This is a genomic window from Desulfurispirillum alkaliphilum (assembly GCF_055378285.1).
Map to the genome: position 1 here is coordinate 2,225,248 of NZ_AP042405.1, position 16,581 is coordinate 2,241,828.

Here is a 16,581-nt window from a genome sequence, read left to right on the forward strand (position 1 = left end):
TTATGACAGACCGTGATGATAAGCAGCCGTACTCCACCGTTCCTGCACAGGATGCAGACGCGTTTCTGAACTCACTGCAGAAAAGCGATGACGACAGCAAGCCGGAAAAACCCCGCCAGGTCAAGGCTTCCAAATGGAAGCTGGTTGGCCGTTTCTTCCTCTTTCTCTTTCTCTCCTTTTTTGTCTTTGGTGCCGGAGCGGGCTCCTATGCGCTCTATTTCTTTACCAAGAGCCTGCCGGATTTCGCTGAACTTGAGAACTTCCGTCCCGGCTCCATTACCCGCGTCTATGACCGCAATGACGAATTGATTGCGGAGTTCTTCCAGGAAAAGCGGATTCCGGTGTCCATTGAAGACCTGCCCCCGTACGTCTATATGGCCAGTGTCGCCGTGGAGGACTCCACCTTCTTTGAACATGCGGGACTGGACTTCCAGGGTATCACCCGAGCCTTCTACACCAACCTGCAGGCAGGACGGGTCGTCGAGGGCGGCAGTACCATCACACAGCAGCTTGCCAAGACGATGTTTCTGACTCCGGAGCGTAAGCTGACGCGGAAAATCCGCGAAGCCATGCTGGCCTACAAGATTGACAAGTCTCTGGACAAGATGCGTATTCTGGAGCTTTACCTCAATCAGATCTACTACGGCAGAGGGGCCTATGGTATTGAGGCGGCGGCCCAGAATTTCTTCAATAAGTCGGCCCATGAGCTTTCCATCAGCGAGGCAGCTCTCTTGGCGGGTATGCCCCAGGCGCCTTCCCGTTATTCCCGTGATATTCACTCCACCATGACCCGCAACCGTCATTTGCATGTACTCAGTCGTATGCGGGAGGATCTGGTTATCACGGCCAGTCAGTACGATTCCGCTGTCAATGAACAACTGAGCATAACCGGAACCCATCGCCAGTTGAACCTGGCTCCCTATGTCAACGAGATGGTGCGTAACCATGTCCTGGAACGTTACGGTTCCGATGCCCTCTACCATCATGGTCTGAATATTTACACCACCATTGATCTGCCGGCACAGCTGGCTGCCCAGGAGGCTATACGCAAGGGTCATGAAGAGTACGCTCAACGCCATGCCAAAGGTCTGCCCCATGATACCCCACCCGAAGATGTCCAGTTCGCTCTGCTGAGTATTGATAACCATGATGGCAGTATTGTGGCCCTGGTTGGTGGCACAAGCTTCCATACCAGTCAGTTTAACCGTGCAACTGCAAGTCTGCGGCAGTCAGGCTCCGCGTTCAAGCCCCTGATCTTTGCCGCCGGACTTTCACGGGGTTTTACGGCAGCTTCGATAATTATCGATTCTCCCATCATCTTCGCTTCTGACGAGCTGGTATGGAAACCGGAGAACTACAGCGAGCGGTTTTACGGACCAACTACCCTGCGCGAGGCACTGGCCATGTCGCGCAATATTGTGACCGTAAAGCTTCTGCGTGAAGTGGGAATACCCTATGCCACAGAATTTATCCAGAAAATGGGAATCAGCAGTACGATCAGTCAGGATCTTTCCATCGCCCTTGGCAGTACCAGTGTCTCTTTGCTGGAGTTGACCCGCGCCTATGCGGCCTTTCCTTCTGGTGGCAAACTGCACGACCTCTTTCTGATTCGGCGTGTGGAAGACCGCGATGGCAATGTCCTTGAGGAGCGAGCGCCTTCCAGTGTACGCGTAATCTCTCCCCAGGATGCCTATATCATGACATCCATGCTGGAGAGTGCGGTACAGGATGGCACGGGCTTCCGGGCCAAGCGTCTGAACAGACCTGTTGCCGGTAAGACGGGGAGTACCAACAATTTTGTGGATGCCTGGTTTATCGGCTTCAGCCCTGAGATAACTACTGGCGTCTGGACAGGTTTTGACTCCCCCCGTACCCTGGGCAACCAGGAGACCGGCTCCCGGGCTGCCGCACCGGTATGGGTTGATTATATGGAGCGCTATTTTGTGGGCAAACCGGTGCGCAACTTCACCGTTCCAGAGGATCTGGTCTTCCGCCTCGTCGATCCGAAAACCGGCAAGCTGGCTCACAGCCGTGAAGGCGCGGTCTATGAGGTGTTTATCGCTGGCACTGAACCTACGGAATACTCCGTGCGCTCAGAACGTCAGAACATCGACGAGATGTATCGCCTCCGTGGTGGAGGCCAATGAGTCGCTGGAAATCCATTGCCAACAGCCTGCCTGTCGGTGTGTTGCTGGTGGGGGCTGATGGCCGGGTTGGTGATATCAACCATGAAGGGGAGAATATCCTGGGAATCTCCCGCAACCGGCTGATCGGAACGCCGGTGCAGCGGTATTTTGACAATGAGGGGCTTCTTCAGGAGCAGATCCGGCAGTGCCTTACTTCGGGCAGAACCATCAGCCTTGACGAAATATCCCAGCTGCGCTCTTCCCTCAGTAAACCGGTTTCCGTGGAGGTCAGCTACTCCTATTACGATGAGCAGTATGTGATCATGCTCATTCGGGATATTTCCAAACGTCTGGACATTGCCAAGAATAATGCGCTGCTCTTTGACTACCATTATATTGAGCGGATTCTCAGTGAAGTGGCCCATGAAATCAAAAATCCGTTGAGTGCCATCCTGGGGGCTTCACGTTTGATTCAGGAGAGTGAGGACAGTTCTGTGGTGCCCCTGGCGGGCATTATTTCCGAAGAGGCGCTGCGCCTGGAAAACATGCTCTCCAGTATCCAGTCATTTGCGCGTCCCCCTCAGCTGGAGCCAGCAGCGGTCAATATTCACCGTATTCTGAAAAATCTGGTGCAGCGGCAGTTACCGATGCTGGATGAAAAGCACATTGAGGTGCGGGAGTATTACGACCCAAGTATTCCCGAAATCTATGCCGATGAGGAGAAGCTCTACCAGGTCTTTCTGAATCTCTTCAAAAATGCCATGGAGGCGAGCACGCTGCATTCGAGTATCGCTATTATCACGGGAGTATCCCTGGGTGATTCACCTGGTACTGGGTATAATACCTGGATATTCATCCGTTTTCAGGATCAGGGGAGCGGTGTGGTTCCTGATGCGAAAGACAAGCTCTTTATGCCTTTTTTCACCACCAAGACTCAGGGTAGTGGCCTCGGATTGCCTATCAGCATGAAGATCGTGCGGGCCCATGGCGGAAAAATTGAGATCGAAAGCACCGTCGGAATCGGCACCAGCGTAACCGTATTTCTCCCACTGAAGCAGCGGCCTGCCCGCCAAGAGGCTTTCCATGACGTTGACTCCTAAATCGGTTCTGATCGTTGATGACGAAAAAAATATTCAGATAGTCATGCGCAGGGCCCTGGATGCCCAATTCCGGGTTCATGTGGCATCAAACGCTGCAGAGGCGCTGACAATGCTGGAAAATACGCCTGTGGACCTGGTGTTCATGGACATTAATATGCCGGGTATGAGTGGTCTGGAGGCCCTTGAGAAGATTCATGCCCTCTATGGTATTCCCGTTATCATCATGACAGCGCGCACCAGCATGCAGAGTGTTATTGATGCCATGAAACTCTCGGCCTATGATTTTGTGACCAAACCATTTGAGATCAGCCAGATCCGTGAGCTGGCGTCCCAGGCCACCAGCCTGCAGGTGGGTGCTTTCCTGCGTGAGAGCACAGATGGGGCCCCGCGCCGTTTTGAAAAGATCATCGGCTCCTCCATGGCCATGCGCGAAGTCTTCAAGCTTATCGGTAAGGTGGCTCCCACGCGGGTGACGGTGCTGATAGAGGGAGAGTCCGGTACGGGCAAGGAGCTGGTAGCGCGGGTGATTCATCAGAACTCCCTGTGTGCTGATAAGCCTTTTATTCCCGTCAATCTTGCCGCCATACCCCGTGAGCTTATGGAAAGTGAATTCTTCGGCCATGAAAAAGGCTCGTTCACCGGCGCCACTGATCAGCGCATGGGGCTTTTTCGCGAGGCCCAGGGTGGCACTCTCTTTCTTGACGAGCTGGGTCATATGCCCCTTGACCTGCAGGCAAAGCTGCTGCGGGTTCTGCAGGAGGGTGAAGTTTCCCCGGTGGGCAGCTCCCGTATCTATCACGTTGATGTGCGTATTATCGCCGCCACCAATCGCAACCTGCTGGAGATGGTCAAGAAGAACCTCTTCCGCGAGGATCTCTACTATCGGCTCAATGTTTTCAGTCTTCGTCTGCCGCCACTGCGTGAGCGCATGGAGGATCTGAAGGAGATTCTCGACTACTTTATTTATCGCTACTCCCAGGAGTATCGTGTTCCCCAGAAGCAGCCGACTCCCGAGGCGCTGGCCAAGCTTCGCCAGTACGAGTGGCCGGGAAATGTCCGTGAGCTGGAGAATGTGGTGCGCAGAGCGCTGCTGCTCTCGAACCTCCCTTATCTGACTCCTGAGGATTTCCCCCTGACTGACGGTGACGGGGTGCCCTTCAACGCGTCGGAATCGACCCAGACTCTGCACCAGATGATCCGTTCCACCGCACTGCCCTACCTGCATCAGATGATGGATCATGGCACCGGGAATCTGCACGAACTCATCATCGGTAGTGCCGAGAAGAGCCTGTATGAAATTGTGCTGGAGTATACCGGTGGGAATCAGGTCAGCGCGGCCGCGATCCTGGGGGTGAACCGCAATACGGTACGCAAAAAGATTCAGGATTACGAAATCAATATGGGCATGTGCCGCCGGAAAAAGGAGTAGGTATGCGCAGAACAGGGACGGCTGCAATACGAACAGGGCACCTGGGCTTTCCTCGTGCACGCCATGTTCTGTTTGGGCTGATCCTGCTGCTTCTGCTCCCCCCGTATCTCTTCGGCGCCTGTGCCACCCAGGTGACGCCGGTATTTGACCGCGATTTCCGTCAGGTATTTCTGGATGTGGTTTCCCGTTCCACAGATTCCATTTACCTCTCCATATACATCTTCAAAACAGACAGTCCATTTCAGAATTCTGCCGCCGACCTGCAGGAAGCACTGATTCTCGCGGCAAAGCGAGGTGTTGAAGTGCATGTGCTGTTTGAAGAGACCGACGAGTCTGACCATTTCCTGATGGAAGCCAATATGGATACGGCCAGGGGGTTGGCATACTTCGGTATCAACTGCTACTTCTACTCGGCGGCGCGCATGCACACCAAGCTACTGGTGGTGGACGAGCACCTGACCCTCATGGGCAGCCACAATTACACGGTGAGCGCCTTACGCCATAATCGGGAGGCATCTGTCCTCATTGAAAGTCATGAATTTGCAGAGGTTGCGCTCTCATATATTCGGGACATGATGCGGAAGTCACAAAAGCTTCAGGAGATCGGCGCAACGAAACAGTAAAGTAATTTCGTTGTCACGACGATAGGTGATATCAGGATACTTCAGTTCCCGATACCTGTGATTTCACTTGTTGACGGAGTATTGAGCATTTGCTAATTAATGTCAGTGGTTATGTTTTCATCGCGAAGAGGGGTCTATGGATATTGCAACACTTGTAGGTATAATACTTGCCTTTAGTCTCGTAATCATGGCCATGGCCCTTGCCGGCTCCCTGGGCTGGTTTGTCAGCATTCCGTCAGTTTTGATCGTCTTCGGCGGAACCATGGGGGTTATCCTCATCAACTTCTCCCTTTCACAGGTAACCAGTGTGATGGGCGTAGTGAAAAAATCGTTTTTTCATAAATCAGAAGACCCCACAGAGGTCATTAATCGGCTGGTGGATTTTGCCACGCGGGCACGTCGCGATGGTATTCTCGCACTGGAGACAGCCGCCGAAGAGGTTGATGACGAATTCCTGCGTGAAGGGATAAAACTGGCAGTCGACGGCACTGACCCTGAACTCGTCAACGCCATTATGGAGACAAAGCTGCAGTATATTGCCCAGCGACACCAGTCGGGAATGGGTATACTCAACTCCATCGGCATGTTCGCGCCTTCCATGGGTATGATCGGTACCCTGATCGGTCTGGTTGCCATGCTGCAGACCATGGATGACCCCTCCACCATCGGTCCTGCCATGGCCATCGCTCTGCTGACAACCCTGTACGGTTCCATGATCGCCAATATGTTTGCCCTGCCGGTGGCCGGGAAGCTCGCTGAGCGCTCCCAGGAAGAGCTGCTGGTGAAGGAGATCGTCATCATGGGTATTATGTCCATACAGGCGGGAGACAACCCGCGCATTGTTGAGCAGAAGCTCAATGCTTTCCTGCCACCTTCCCAACGCAAAACACAGTTTGACTCATGAAGAAACGTCAGCCCCGCAAGAAGCGTGCGCAGCCAAGTGCCCCTTTCTTTCTGGTTACCTTTTCGGATCTCGCGATCCTGCTGCTTACGTTCTTTATTCTGCTGCTCTCCATGGCAACCCTGGATAAAATCAAGATTGTCCAATCCCTGGGGACTCTGCGCGACTCCCTCGGTGTCCTGAACCTTGGACGACAGACGGAAGTTTCACCCGTTCCGGTGGTGGTGACGGCCCAGATCCAGGAAGTCGAGCAGATACAGATGGAAGAGGTTATCAACGCCATACAGGCACTGGTGCAGGCCACGGGACTTGAAGACAGTGTTGAGGTGGACAGCCAGCAGGACACCGAGGGAATCAAGGTGACCCTGGCCGAGGAGATTCTCTTCGATCGTGGCCGCGCTGAGATCAAGCCTGCGGCGTTTCCGATTCTCGATCAGCTGGCCGCCATTATCCACCAGTCAAAGCGTAAAGTGCGCATAGAAGGACATACGGACAATGTGCAGGTGCCGGCATCGCGTTACCCCACAAACTGGGAGCTCTCCACGGCGCGCTCTGTGAATGTGGTGAAGTACTTTGTACAGGCCCGCAACCTTGATCCACGGATATTTGTGGCGGCAGGCTATGGCGAGTTCAGTCCAGTGGTTCCCAATATTACGGAAAGCAACCGCGCCAAAAACCGACGGGTCGAGATATACTTTGAAGGCCTTGATGAAGAGTCACAGGAGCTGCAGCGACTGCGTGAAATGTTGACGCCCTAGCCCTATTTCACTTACCTCAGTCGGAAATTTATGCTAAAAAATGGACTCAGAACCGTATAAGGAGAACACATATGGCCATTGAAGACAAGGAAGAGAAGGAGTCGTCCAACTCGCCGGCGAAGGGTGGTGGATCGAAAAAGCTTCTTATCATTATACTCATACTCGTTCTTGTGCTGCTGCTGGCTGGTGCAGGCGCGTATTTCCTGTTGCGCAGTCCAGCGCCTGCTGCGGCTCCTGGCGGGGGAGCTGATGTTCCGGGCGCGCCAACAGAGACGACGGAAATCGGCACCATGTACCCCATGGATACGTTTATCGTGAACCTGGCTGACGTCCTCGGCAAGCGCTATCTGCGGGTGACCATTCAGCTTGAGATGGATAATCCCCGTCTGGCCCGCGAACTTGATCGGCGCTCCCCCCAGCTTCGCGATGCGGTCCTGACAATCCTCTCCAGTAAGAAATATGAGGATATCTCCACTGCCCAGGGCAAGTTACGGCTGCGCAGTGAAATTGTATCCAGGGTAAACGCCTTTCTGACCAGTGGCAGTATCCGCAGGGTTTACTTTACTGAGTTCGTGGTGCAGTGACGTGGCCGTTCCCCAGAAGAAAAACCAGCTCCAGATCGAAAATGAGGAGCTCCTCAAGAAGCTGGAGTGGTATGGAGATATCATGTTCAACCTCGATGTTGAACTTGGCCGTATCGCCATGACGCTGAGGGAAGTGCTGGAGCTCAAAGAAGGCTCAATCGTCGAGCTGAAGAAGACGGCGGGCGAGTCGGTGGATGTCATGGTGAACCAGTGCCTGCTGGCAACAGCGGAAATTGTGGTAATTGAGGACAATTTTGCGATCCGGATAACGGATATAATCGACGATGACACGGTTCTGCAGAAATACCTCCAGGGAGCTTATCAGGAATGATGGGGCGTCTATGACCACGTGCTTTTCCCGTTTTGGTTCAGGTTTCAGACGACCAATTCATTGTCGACCGCTGCTGTTGCTCACAGCAGCGGCTGTTTGTCTTTTGCTGCTGCCATTCAGCCTGAACGCACATATTCATGCTTTGAACTATGATCGCAAGAATGGTATTTCGCGGGTGATCGTTTCAACCGACGCGCCCGTTGCCGATTATCGCCTGCACCAGGATAAGACGGGCAAGGTTCTGGTGCTTACGTTGAGTGGCCTTGGGGTGAGCTCTGAGTTGCCTGTGCGTTACCAGGTGGAGGACAGCTATTTCCATACGTTGAAGCTGGCATCGGTAAAAGATGAGGCCACCGTGCAGGTGGAGCTGCGCCAGGAGCTGGATCAGGTATATTTCCGCGTTGCTCCGCGGGAGTCGGGCCATGGACTTGAACTGCATTTTTCCCCCCCGGGTGGTGGCATCAGTGACTATGTCCCTGGTGAAACCCTGCAGACCATGGAGGATATAGACCTCTTCGAGGGCGCCTACACCATGATCGTTTCGCTTCTGGTGGTGCTGGTGCTCTTTGCCGTTGTCGTCTGGTTCATGCGGCGACTCTCAGGGAAACAGGTACTGCTGGAGACCAGCGATATCCGGGTGATTTCCCGTACTCCCATTGGCAACAAGAAAAACTTGGTTGTGGTTGAGGTTTTCGAGGAGACCCTGTTGATTGGGGAGTGGGACGATGGTCTGTGCTTTATGAAAACCATAGAAAACGAGAAGACCCTGAGCCGGATACGCCTTCATGACAAGAAAGTGCATGCGAACTTTTCATCTTATCTCAAGCGTGCGGTGACCCGCAACAATGTCAGTGGCCTGACCCACAGCATACGGAGCCGAATGGATAATCTGCGGAGTGAGCAACGTGATGAAAAAAATCCTTAAGGGTCTGGCTCTTCTGGGGCTTCTTGGCCTGGCCCAGGGTGTTTTTGCCCAGGAGCAGATTCCGCTTCCCGTCATTACTTTCGGCGTTGAATCTTCCAGTGATCCCTCCAATGTGGCGGTAACGCTGCAGGTTCTATTTCTGCTCACCATACTGACACTGGCGCCCTCTATTCTGGTGCTGATGACGTCATTTGTGCGCATTCTCATCGTGCTGAGCTTTCTGCGTCAGGCCATGGGCACGATGCAGTCGCCACCAAACCAGGTGCTGGTGAGTCTGGCGCTTTTTCTCACCTTTTACATCATGATGCCGACTTTCCAACAGATTAACGACGTGGCCCTGCAGCCCTACCTGAATCAGGAGATCGGTACTCAGGAAGCACTGGATAACGCGGCCAGGCCCCTGTCGGAATTCATGCTCAAGCACACCCGAGAAAAGGATCTGGCACTCTTTGTGCACTTCAGTGGTGATGAGCGTCCCGCGACCAAAGAGGACGTGTCATTTTTTACCCTGGTACCCGCATTCGTCATCAGTGAGCTGAAGACGGCGTTTCAGATGGGTTTCATGATCTTTATTCCCTTTCTGATCATTGATATGGTGGTGGCCAGCACCCTGATGAGCATGGGGATGATGATGCTGCCGCCAGCCATGATCAGTATGCCCTTCAAGGTCATTCTCTTTGTCCTCGTGGATGGCTGGAATCTGGTGATGTCCAGCTTGCTGCGCAGCTTTGTGGAGCGCTAGCCATGTCGCCGGAATTTGTCACGGAACTGCTGGTCAACTCCCTGATTCTCGCGCTGATGATCGCGTCGCCCATGCTGGTTCTCGGCCTGATTGTAGGGGTGGCTATTTCCATTGTGCAGGCGGCAACTTCCGTACAGGAAATGACACTTACCTTTATCCCGAAAATTGTGATTGTCGTTTTAGGGCTTATGTATTTTCTGCCCTGGATGATCGCGAAACTGACCGCTTTCACCATCAACCTCATCACCAATATGCCCCAGGCGATCGGGTAGGGTGATCTTTCATGCCCTTTGATCCCGCACTCTTGAATCTGCAGGAAATCAATACGTTTATCCTCTCATTCATTCGCACCCTCTCCATTGTGGTAAGTATGCCGGTTCTCGGCGGAGAACAGGTCAAAATGCAGGTGAAAATCGGCCTGAGTCTGCTGGTCAGCGCCCTGCTCTTTCCCATGGTTTCAGCACATGGTGCTGTTATTCCGCCGAATATCTTTGAACTCATGATCGTGATCTTCAAGGAGATATTCATTGGCCTGGCCATTGGTTTTGCTGGTCAGATCATTTTGGGCATCATTCAGTTTGCCGGTCAGATCATGGGTTTTCAGGTGGGGCTGAGCATGTCCAACGTCCTTGATCCCATGACCAATATACAGGTTCCCATTATTGGTCAGTTTCTGACTATTTTCGTGGTACTGCTCTTCCTGCTGGCCAATGGACACCACTATGTGTTTATGGGGCTGTATGAGAGTTACACCCTCATCCCCTTAGGTATGCTCAGCTTCGGGAACCTGGGTGGATTTGCCCAATTGGTGATTGAACTCGCCGCGACGATATTCTATGTTGGCTTCAAGATTACCGGGCCTGTATTTGTGGTTGTTCTCATCTCACAGTCCATTAACGGCATACTCGGGAAAATGGTGCCCCAGATTAACCTGCTCACCGTTGGTCTGCCGGTGCAGATATTTTTTGGTCTACTGACGCTGGCACTGGTTATTCCGGCATTGCGGGTGGTGCTGGAGGGTATTTTCTCCCAATTTTATCGCAATATCTTTATTATTCTGCGGATATTTGCCGCATAAATCCTTGGTGGATACGTACAGGTGAACCATGCCTCCCGAATCAGATCAGGAGAAAACCGAGGAACCGACCCCGAAAAAGCTTGAGAAAGCCAGGGAAGAGGGGAACGTTGCCAAAAGCAAGGATATGAGTGACACGGCGGTTCTCTTTGCCGGAGTCATGACTTTGTATTTTCTCCACGAGCGCATGTTAGAGGGTTTTTTTGCCATTATGCGCAATTATCTCGATCTGACGCGCAACACCTTTCCGACTATTAATGAAATGCCCTCCTTCGGCATTACCATTCTGCTGCAGATGCTACATATTCTCTGGCCCCTCTTCCTTGCCCTCACTCTCTTTGCGCTGGCAATCAATATTGGGCAGATCGGTCTGCTGTGGTCGAGCAAAGCGGTTGCGCCAAAATGGTCCAAGCTCAACCCTATCAAGGGAATAGCCCAGAAGTTTTCTCTGAAGAACCTCATAGAGGTCACAAAAAGTCTGCTGAAGGTCTCGGTCTTTGGTCCAGTGGCGTATTTTATTGCCAAGGATGAGTTTGGCTCAATTTTAATGATGATGCATCTGCCCCCCATAGAGATCTTTGCCACAGCGCTCATGATAATTTTTAAGATCTGGATCACTATTATTCTCATTATGCTGATAGTTTCGGCGGTGGATTTTTACTTTCAGAAGTACCAGCACCATGAAAAACTCAAGATGAGTAAACAGGAGGTAAAGGAAGAACGCAAGCAGATGGATGGGAATCCCGAAGTCAAGCAGCGTATACGCTCCCTGCAGAGGGAGATGGCCATGAAGCGCATGATGGGCGATGTGCCCAAGTCGGATGTCGTCATCACCAACCCCCTGTTCCTGGCGGTGGCGCTCAAATACGATACTGAGGTCAAGGCCGCCCCCTATCTTGTTGCAAAAGGACAGGAACTGGTGGCTCAGCGTATACGGGATCTGGCCCTTGAACATGAGATTCCCATTCAACAGGACCCCCTGCTGGCTCGACAGTTGTACGACTCCCTTGAACCAGGCGATGAGATTACCCATGAACTCTACCAGGCGGTGGCGGAAATCCTGGCTGAGATTTATAGACAAAAAGGAAAAATATAGGTATTATTTTTCGGATAAAGGCTTTTGCCAAGCCTTTCAATATCCTTCCCGTGAGGAGCAAACACTTGGCGCCAAAAGCTCCTGGATTCACTGCCGGCAAAGCGATCAAGATGTCTACAAGTCCTGATATAATAGCAGCTTTTGGCATTTTATCGGTTATTGCCATAATGGTGCTTCCTGTTCCAGCTCCGCTGCTGGATATTCTGCTCACGATCAGTATAACTTTGGGTGTCCTGGTTATCCTGGTTTCACTCTATATTCGTGAGCCGCTGGATTTCTCCATATTTCCTTCGGTACTCCTGATTGTCACACTCTTTCGGCTTTCCCTGAACGTTGCAACCACGAGGACAATCCTGCTGCATGGCCATGAGGGCGAAGCAGCCGCTGGTCAGGTTATCCAGGCTTTCGGCCAGTTTGTCGTCGGTGGTAACTACGTGGTCGGTATCATTGTCTTCATTATTCTTGTCATCATTAACTTTAAGGTTATCACCAATGGTGCCAGTCGCGTGGCTGAAGTTGCTGCGCGCTTTACCCTTGACGCCATGCCCGGTAAACAGATGGCCATTGATGCCGATCTGAATGCCGGCTTCATTGACGACAAGGAAGCAAAAGTACGGCGTGAGCATATTCGCCGTGAAGCGGACTTCCATGGCGCCATGGATGGTGCTTCCAAGTTTGTGAAGGGTGACGCCGTTGCCGGGATTATTATCACGATCATCAATATCGTGGGTGGATTGATCATCGGCATGGCCCAGGGGGGCATGGGCTTCAGCGAGGCGGCCCAGGTCTATACCCTGTTGACCATCGGTGACGGCCTGGTGAGTCAGATACCGGCGCTGATTGTCTCTACCGCGGTGGGTATCGTAGTGACCCGTGCGGCCAGTGAGTCAAACCTTGGTGAGGACATCGCCCAACAGTTTATCGTGAGCCCGAAAGTCATCTGGGTTGCCAGCGTGATCCTCTTCATCTTCGGCATTATTCCCGGCATGCCCTTTATCCCCTTTATGACTCTGGCAGCTTTACTGGCGACACTGGCGTACTTCATTCAAACAGGGAAGATAGGCAAGATACTGGAAGAGGGCCTGGGTGCGTCTGAATCCGACAGTGATGCCGCCCAGGACGAAGCGCCGAAATCCCACGAGGAAGAGGTGGAAGAGCTCCTCCAGATGGATTCCCTGGAGCTCGAAGTGGGATATGGCGTCATCCCTTTGGTGGACAGTTCCCAGGGTGGTGACCTGCTGAACCGCATCAAGTCCCTGCGCAAGAATATTGCACTGGAGCTAGGCTTTATTGTGCCGCCCATTCGCATTCGGGACAATCTGCAGCTCAAGCCCAACGACTATGTCTTCAAAGTCAAGGGGATTGAGGTGGGCTCCGGTGATGTCTATCCTGGTCAGCTTCTTGCCATGAACCCGGTTGGCGACGATATCACCCTGCCCGGGACGCCGACGGTCGAGCCGGCTTTTGGCCTGAAAGCGATGTGGGTTACGGATAATTACAGTGATGAAGCAGAGATGCTTGGCTATACGGTTGTCGATGCTGGTACGGTCATTTCCACCCATATTGGCGAACTGATCAAGCAGCACTCCAAGGATATTCTCGGAAAGCAGGAAACCCAGAGCCTGCTTGATAATATTCAGAAATCCCATCCCAGTGTGGTGGGTGATCTGGTTCCGGGTCAGCTTCCCCTGGGAGCGGTACAGCATGTGCTGCAGAATCTTCTGAGTGAACGTATATCCATCCGTAATATGCTGACAATACTTGAGACCCTTGGTGATTACGCTGCTGCCACCAAGGATCCGGATATCCTCACGGACTATGTGCGCGGGCGACTCAGTCGCCAGATTACCAAGATGTATGCTGATGAAACCAATACCATACGGGTTCTGACACTCGATCCGCACCTGGAACAGATGATCTCCGAGTCTATCCAGAAGTCCGATCAGGGGCGTGTGGTGGTGATGGAGCCCCACAAGGCACAGCGTTTCCTGGTAAATCTCATTCACACCGCTGACCGGATCAGCGAACAGGGGGTTACGCCGGTGCTCATGGTTTCCCCCGTAGTGCGCGCGCCACTGAAACGCCTGGTGATGCGTTATGCGCCCAAGCTTGTTATTCTGGCACATACCGAACTTGCTGACAGTGTGAATATTGAAGCCCTCGGCACCGTCGGACTTGAAGAAAAGAGAGAGTAACCATGCAGGTAAAACGCTACGAAGTATTCGACATGAAAGAGGCCATGGAGAAGATCAAGCAGGACCTTGGCCCGGAAGCCGTGATCCTCTCCACCAAGACCATAAGCAAGTCGGGCTCCTTTGGTATGTTTTCACGTCCTCTAATGGAAGTGACGGCTGCCGTAGATGTTGAAAGCCAGAAACTCACGCAGCAGGAGAGACCTGTCGCTGGAATGGCAAAAAACCTGCATGCAGCCTATAACAGTCGGGGAGCGTTGAGCACAGTGGAAGATGTTGACAGTGATGCCGATGTGCAACGCATTCTCAGTGCCTTCAAGGATGCCACCTCCGATGAGGGGCGTGGGAGTATCCCCTCCGCACGACAAAACGCTGCGGGCGCAGGGCGCCGATCCGCCACGGCAGGAGTGAAGACCACGACAACACCGCAACAGGAACAGATTCAGACAATTTTGCAGGAATTGAAGGCGTTGCGTGAGTCCATGCTGCAGCAGCACGCAACGGATCAGATGTTTCGTCAGCAGCAAGAGCAGATCGCCGAGTTGAAGGGTATCCTGCTCAGTCTGGCTACGGAAAAATATTCCGCCAGACCGGTTTTCGAGGAAAAGCCTCTGAATGATCTCTACACCATGCTGCTGCGCGCTGGAGTGGACCGGTATATCTGCCATAAAATGGTTGATGCCCTGAAGGCAAAGCTTGGATCTGTTGACGACACTGAGCTGGTCATGCGCAATGCGCGGCAGTTGGTGTCGCGCATTGTTCCCATGGGTGACGGTATTGAGGTCGATGGTATTCATCCGAAAATCGTGGCGCTGATCGGGCCGACCGGAGTTGGGAAGACGACTACCATTGCCAAGATAGCAGCAGATCATCTGCTGCGCCAGGGGGTTTCGGTAGGGCTTATCACGCTGGATACCTACCGGATCGCGGCAGTTGAACAACTGAAAACCTATGCCAATATCATCAAGATACCGGTCGAGGTGGTCAACCAGAACGAGTCGCTTCTGCTGGCGCTGCGCAAAAATCTTGATAAAGACCTGGTGCTGGTTGATACGGCGGGCCGCTCCCACCGCGATACTCAGCAGATAGAAGACCTGATGCGTTTTCTGAGGGAGGAGAAGATAAAGGTGGAAGTACATATTGTCCTGAGTGCCTCCACCAAAGAAGCAGATCTCAATGACATCATGCAGAGCTTTGAAAAGGTAGGTATTGACCGGGCAATTATTACCAAACTTGATGAATCAAGCAGTTTTGGCGGGGTATTCAACTGCCTGGCCAAGCGGGGTCTTCCGGTCTCCTACTTCGCCAATGGTCAGGATGTGCCCAATGACCTGATACCTGCCAGTAATCATGCTTTTTTTGAGCTGCTGACCGGTACGCCGGCTGAGGAGAAACGATGAGTACAGATCAGGCCGCATCATTGCGGAGCCTTGCTACCAGTAAACTCACATCACCCAAGGCAGCGCCAGGCCCAGGTCGCAATACCCGCGTTATCGCGGTCACCAGCGGCAAGGGCGGTGTCGGCAAAACCAATACGTCAGCAAACCTTGCCTTTGTCGCTGCCGGAACGGGTAAAAAAGTTCTGGTTATAGATGCGGATATTGGCCTGGCAAACCTCGACATTACCTTGGGTATAACGCCGAAATACCATATGGGCGATGTTCTACGCGGCACCTGCACCCTGAAAGAGGTCATCATTCCAGGCCCCAATGGCATGTGGGTCATTCCCGGGGGCAGTGGACTTGATGAGGTGGCGCGCGTTGAAGAGCAGCAGATGCTCAGTATCCTTGGACAATCACAGGAACTTGATGACTTTGATATCGTCATTATCGACACCGGGGCGGGAATATCCGAACTGGTGCTGAATTTTCTGCTGGTCGCCCATGAGATTGTGATTGTGACAACACCTGAGCCCACGGCATTCAGTGATGCCTATGCTGTTATCAAGCATTTGACGACAAAATATCAGAAGCAGAATCTCAAATTGCTGGTGAATATGGTGAAGAGCTCTTCCGAAGGGCAGCAGATTCACATGAAGATGAACATCATGCTGAAGCGCTTTATTCAAAGTGAAATAGCCTATCTCGGCAGTGTCAGTGATGACGCCATGCTGCGCAAATGTGTGCGCAAGCAGAAGCTGGTCTGCGACCTGTACCCGGCCAGCCCGGCTTCGAAGAACTTCCAGAACCTGGCACAACGCCTTTTCGACGGCAGCACGAATATTATCAGTACCGCACAGGCTGGTTTTTTCTCCAGTTTTTTTGAGCGCATACTCAGCGGGAGGCGATCGTGAACATCAAGATTGATCCTGCCCGCGTTGCCATTGCCATGGGTCTGGTGGGCACTTCCCTTGTCGCAGGAGTCGCTCTGCTGCTGACAGAGGAATTCTCCTTTTTCTTTAAAGTCGCGGCGGTATCCCTTATCATACTTTCTTTGCTTGGCTATATCGTGGGGGTGTTAATCAGAGAGCTGCATGAAGAGTACCTCAACTTTAAGGGTGTACTGTTGAAAAAGCATGCGCTGAAAGTTCCTATGGCGCAGAAAGTTCCCGTGCATCGTGACTTTCAGGATCACGATGACGATGAGAGCACATTGGATCTGAATATTGATTATGCGCGTGAGCAGCAGGATTTTGATGAAGACACCATGGCGGAATCTTCCTACGAGGAGGCTGTCAGTGAGAGCAGGGGCTAATTGGT

Annotated in this window: 17 protein-coding genes; all 17 read left to right on the forward strand. The window is 52.6% G+C overall.

Going from position 1 to position 16,581, the window contains the following annotated elements; all coding sequences use genetic code 11:
- Positions 1–2 precede the first annotated feature (2 nt).
- The 17 genes from ACZ46I_RS09995 (at position 3) to ACZ46I_RS10075 (ending at position 16,576) form a co-directional block, all read left to right on the forward strand.
- A complete protein-coding gene (locus tag ACZ46I_RS09995) occupies positions 3–2,147 on the forward strand; it encodes a penicillin-binding protein 1A (protein WP_464280693.1) in 2,145 nt (714 codons plus the stop codon).
- Positions 2,144–3,226 carry a two-component system sensor histidine kinase NtrB gene (locus tag ACZ46I_RS10000; protein ID WP_013505994.1) on the forward strand — a complete coding sequence of 361 codons (1,083 nt, stop codon included), beginning with the start codon at positions 2,144–2,146 and terminating at the stop codon, positions 3,224–3,226. The genes ACZ46I_RS09995 and ACZ46I_RS10000 overlap by 4 nt, the downstream gene beginning before the upstream one ends.
- Positions 3,210–4,655, forward strand: a complete 1,446-nt coding sequence (locus tag ACZ46I_RS10005; RefSeq protein WP_464280694.1) for a sigma-54-dependent transcriptional regulator — start codon at positions 3,210–3,212, stop codon at positions 4,653–4,655. The genes ACZ46I_RS10000 and ACZ46I_RS10005 overlap by 17 nt, the downstream gene beginning before the upstream one ends.
- 2 nt (positions 4,656–4,657) lie before the next feature.
- On the forward strand, positions 4,658–5,278 hold the full coding sequence (locus ACZ46I_RS10010) for a phospholipase D-like domain-containing protein (protein ID WP_464280695.1): 621 nt from the start codon (positions 4,658–4,660) through the stop codon (positions 5,276–5,278).
- Positions 5,279–5,414: 136 nt separating this feature from the next.
- Entirely contained in the window at positions 5,415–6,182 is a 768-nt protein-coding gene (locus ACZ46I_RS10015; RefSeq protein ID WP_013505991.1) for a motility protein A, read from the forward strand.
- Positions 6,179–6,937 carry an OmpA/MotB family protein gene (locus ACZ46I_RS10020; protein WP_464280696.1) on the forward strand — a complete coding sequence of 253 codons (759 nt, stop codon included), beginning with the start codon at positions 6,179–6,181 and terminating at the stop codon, positions 6,935–6,937. The genes ACZ46I_RS10015 and ACZ46I_RS10020 overlap by 4 nt, the downstream gene beginning before the upstream one ends.
- A 71-nt stretch (positions 6,938–7,008) precedes the next feature.
- Positions 7,009–7,521, forward strand: coding sequence for a flagellar basal body-associated FliL family protein (locus ACZ46I_RS10025; RefSeq protein WP_464280697.1), 513 nt, complete (start codon positions 7,009–7,011; stop codon positions 7,519–7,521).
- A gap of 1 nt (position 7,522) precedes the next feature.
- Positions 7,523–7,852 (forward strand): flagellar motor switch protein FliN, encoded by a 330-nt coding sequence (fliN, locus tag ACZ46I_RS10030; RefSeq protein ID WP_013505988.1) that lies wholly within the window; start codon positions 7,523–7,525, stop codon positions 7,850–7,852.
- A 175-nt stretch (positions 7,853–8,027) separates the two neighbouring features.
- Entirely contained in the window at positions 8,028–8,777 is a 750-nt protein-coding gene (gene fliO / locus ACZ46I_RS10035; protein WP_464280698.1) for a flagellar biosynthetic protein FliO, read from the forward strand.
- Positions 8,761–9,519 carry a flagellar type III secretion system pore protein FliP gene (fliP, locus tag ACZ46I_RS10040; protein WP_464280699.1) on the forward strand — a complete coding sequence of 253 codons (759 nt, stop codon included), beginning with the start codon at positions 8,761–8,763 and terminating at the stop codon, positions 9,517–9,519. The genes fliO and fliP overlap by 17 nt, the downstream gene beginning before the upstream one ends.
- Before the next feature lie 2 nt (positions 9,520–9,521).
- Positions 9,522–9,791: a flagellar biosynthesis protein FliQ gene (fliQ, locus tag ACZ46I_RS10045; RefSeq protein WP_013505985.1), complete on the forward strand. Its 270-nt coding sequence runs from the start codon at positions 9,522–9,524 to the stop codon at positions 9,789–9,791.
- Positions 9,792–9,802: 11 nt separating this feature from the next.
- Complete coding sequence (gene fliR, locus ACZ46I_RS10050; protein WP_013505984.1) at positions 9,803–10,597, forward strand: flagellar biosynthetic protein FliR; 795 nt, start codon at positions 9,803–9,805, stop codon at positions 10,595–10,597.
- A gap of 28 nt (positions 10,598–10,625) precedes the next feature.
- The gene (gene flhB / locus ACZ46I_RS10055) at positions 10,626–11,690 is read left to right on the forward strand and encodes a flagellar biosynthesis protein FlhB (protein ID WP_464280700.1); all 1,065 of its coding nucleotides are present in this window, start codon (positions 10,626–10,628) and stop codon (positions 11,688–11,690) included.
- A 110-nt stretch (positions 11,691–11,800) separates the two neighbouring features.
- Positions 11,801–13,885: a flagellar biosynthesis protein FlhA gene (gene flhA, locus ACZ46I_RS10060; RefSeq protein ID WP_464280701.1), complete on the forward strand. Its 2,085-nt coding sequence runs from the start codon at positions 11,801–11,803 to the stop codon at positions 13,883–13,885.
- Between the two features lie 2 nt (positions 13,886–13,887).
- Positions 13,888–15,282: a flagellar biosynthesis protein FlhF gene (gene flhF, locus ACZ46I_RS10065; protein ID WP_464280702.1), complete on the forward strand. Its 1,395-nt coding sequence runs from the start codon at positions 13,888–13,890 to the stop codon at positions 15,280–15,282.
- Positions 15,279–16,175 carry a MinD/ParA family protein gene (locus ACZ46I_RS10070; RefSeq protein ID WP_013505980.1) on the forward strand — a complete coding sequence of 299 codons (897 nt, stop codon included), beginning with the start codon at positions 15,279–15,281 and terminating at the stop codon, positions 16,173–16,175. The genes flhF and ACZ46I_RS10070 overlap by 4 nt, the downstream gene beginning before the upstream one ends.
- Positions 16,172–16,576, forward strand: a complete 405-nt coding sequence (locus ACZ46I_RS10075) for a hypothetical protein (protein ID WP_013505979.1) — start codon at positions 16,172–16,174, stop codon at positions 16,574–16,576. Before ACZ46I_RS10070 ends, ACZ46I_RS10075 begins: the two co-directional genes overlap by 4 nt.
- Positions 16,577–16,581: the final 5 nt, after the last annotated feature.

What these genes read in the sequence shown, in the direction of transcription:
- ACZ46I_RS09995 (WP_464280693.1), top strand. Translation starts at nt 3, where the DNA reads ATGACAGACCGTGATGATAAGCAGCCGTACTCCACCGTTCCTGCACAG.
- ACZ46I_RS10000 (WP_013505994.1), top strand. Translation starts at nt 2,144, where the DNA reads ATGAGTCGCTGGAAATCCATTGCCAACAGCCTGCCTGTCGGTGTGTTG.
- ACZ46I_RS10005 (WP_464280694.1), top strand. Translation starts at nt 3,210, where the DNA reads ATGACGTTGACTCCTAAATCGGTTCTGATCGTTGATGACGAAAAAAAT.
- ACZ46I_RS10010 (WP_464280695.1), top strand. Translation starts at nt 4,658, where the DNA reads ATGCGCAGAACAGGGACGGCTGCAATACGAACAGGGCACCTGGGCTTT.
- ACZ46I_RS10015 (WP_013505991.1), top strand. Translation starts at nt 5,415, where the DNA reads ATGGATATTGCAACACTTGTAGGTATAATACTTGCCTTTAGTCTCGTA.
- ACZ46I_RS10020 (WP_464280696.1), top strand. Translation starts at nt 6,179, where the DNA reads ATGAAGAAACGTCAGCCCCGCAAGAAGCGTGCGCAGCCAAGTGCCCCT.
- ACZ46I_RS10025 (WP_464280697.1), top strand. Translation starts at nt 7,009, where the DNA reads ATGGCCATTGAAGACAAGGAAGAGAAGGAGTCGTCCAACTCGCCGGCG.
- fliP (WP_464280699.1), top strand. Translation starts at nt 8,761, where the DNA reads ATGAAAAAAATCCTTAAGGGTCTGGCTCTTCTGGGGCTTCTTGGCCTG.
- fliQ (WP_013505985.1), top strand. Translation starts at nt 9,522, where the DNA reads ATGTCGCCGGAATTTGTCACGGAACTGCTGGTCAACTCCCTGATTCTC.
- fliR (WP_013505984.1), top strand. Translation starts at nt 9,803, where the DNA reads ATGCCCTTTGATCCCGCACTCTTGAATCTGCAGGAAATCAATACGTTT.
- flhB (WP_464280700.1), top strand. Translation starts at nt 10,626, where the DNA reads ATGCCTCCCGAATCAGATCAGGAGAAAACCGAGGAACCGACCCCGAAA.
- flhA (WP_464280701.1), top strand. Translation starts at nt 11,801, where the DNA reads ATGTCTACAAGTCCTGATATAATAGCAGCTTTTGGCATTTTATCGGTT.
- flhF (WP_464280702.1), top strand. Translation starts at nt 13,888, where the DNA reads ATGCAGGTAAAACGCTACGAAGTATTCGACATGAAAGAGGCCATGGAG.
- ACZ46I_RS10070 (WP_013505980.1), top strand. Translation starts at nt 15,279, where the DNA reads ATGAGTACAGATCAGGCCGCATCATTGCGGAGCCTTGCTACCAGTAAA.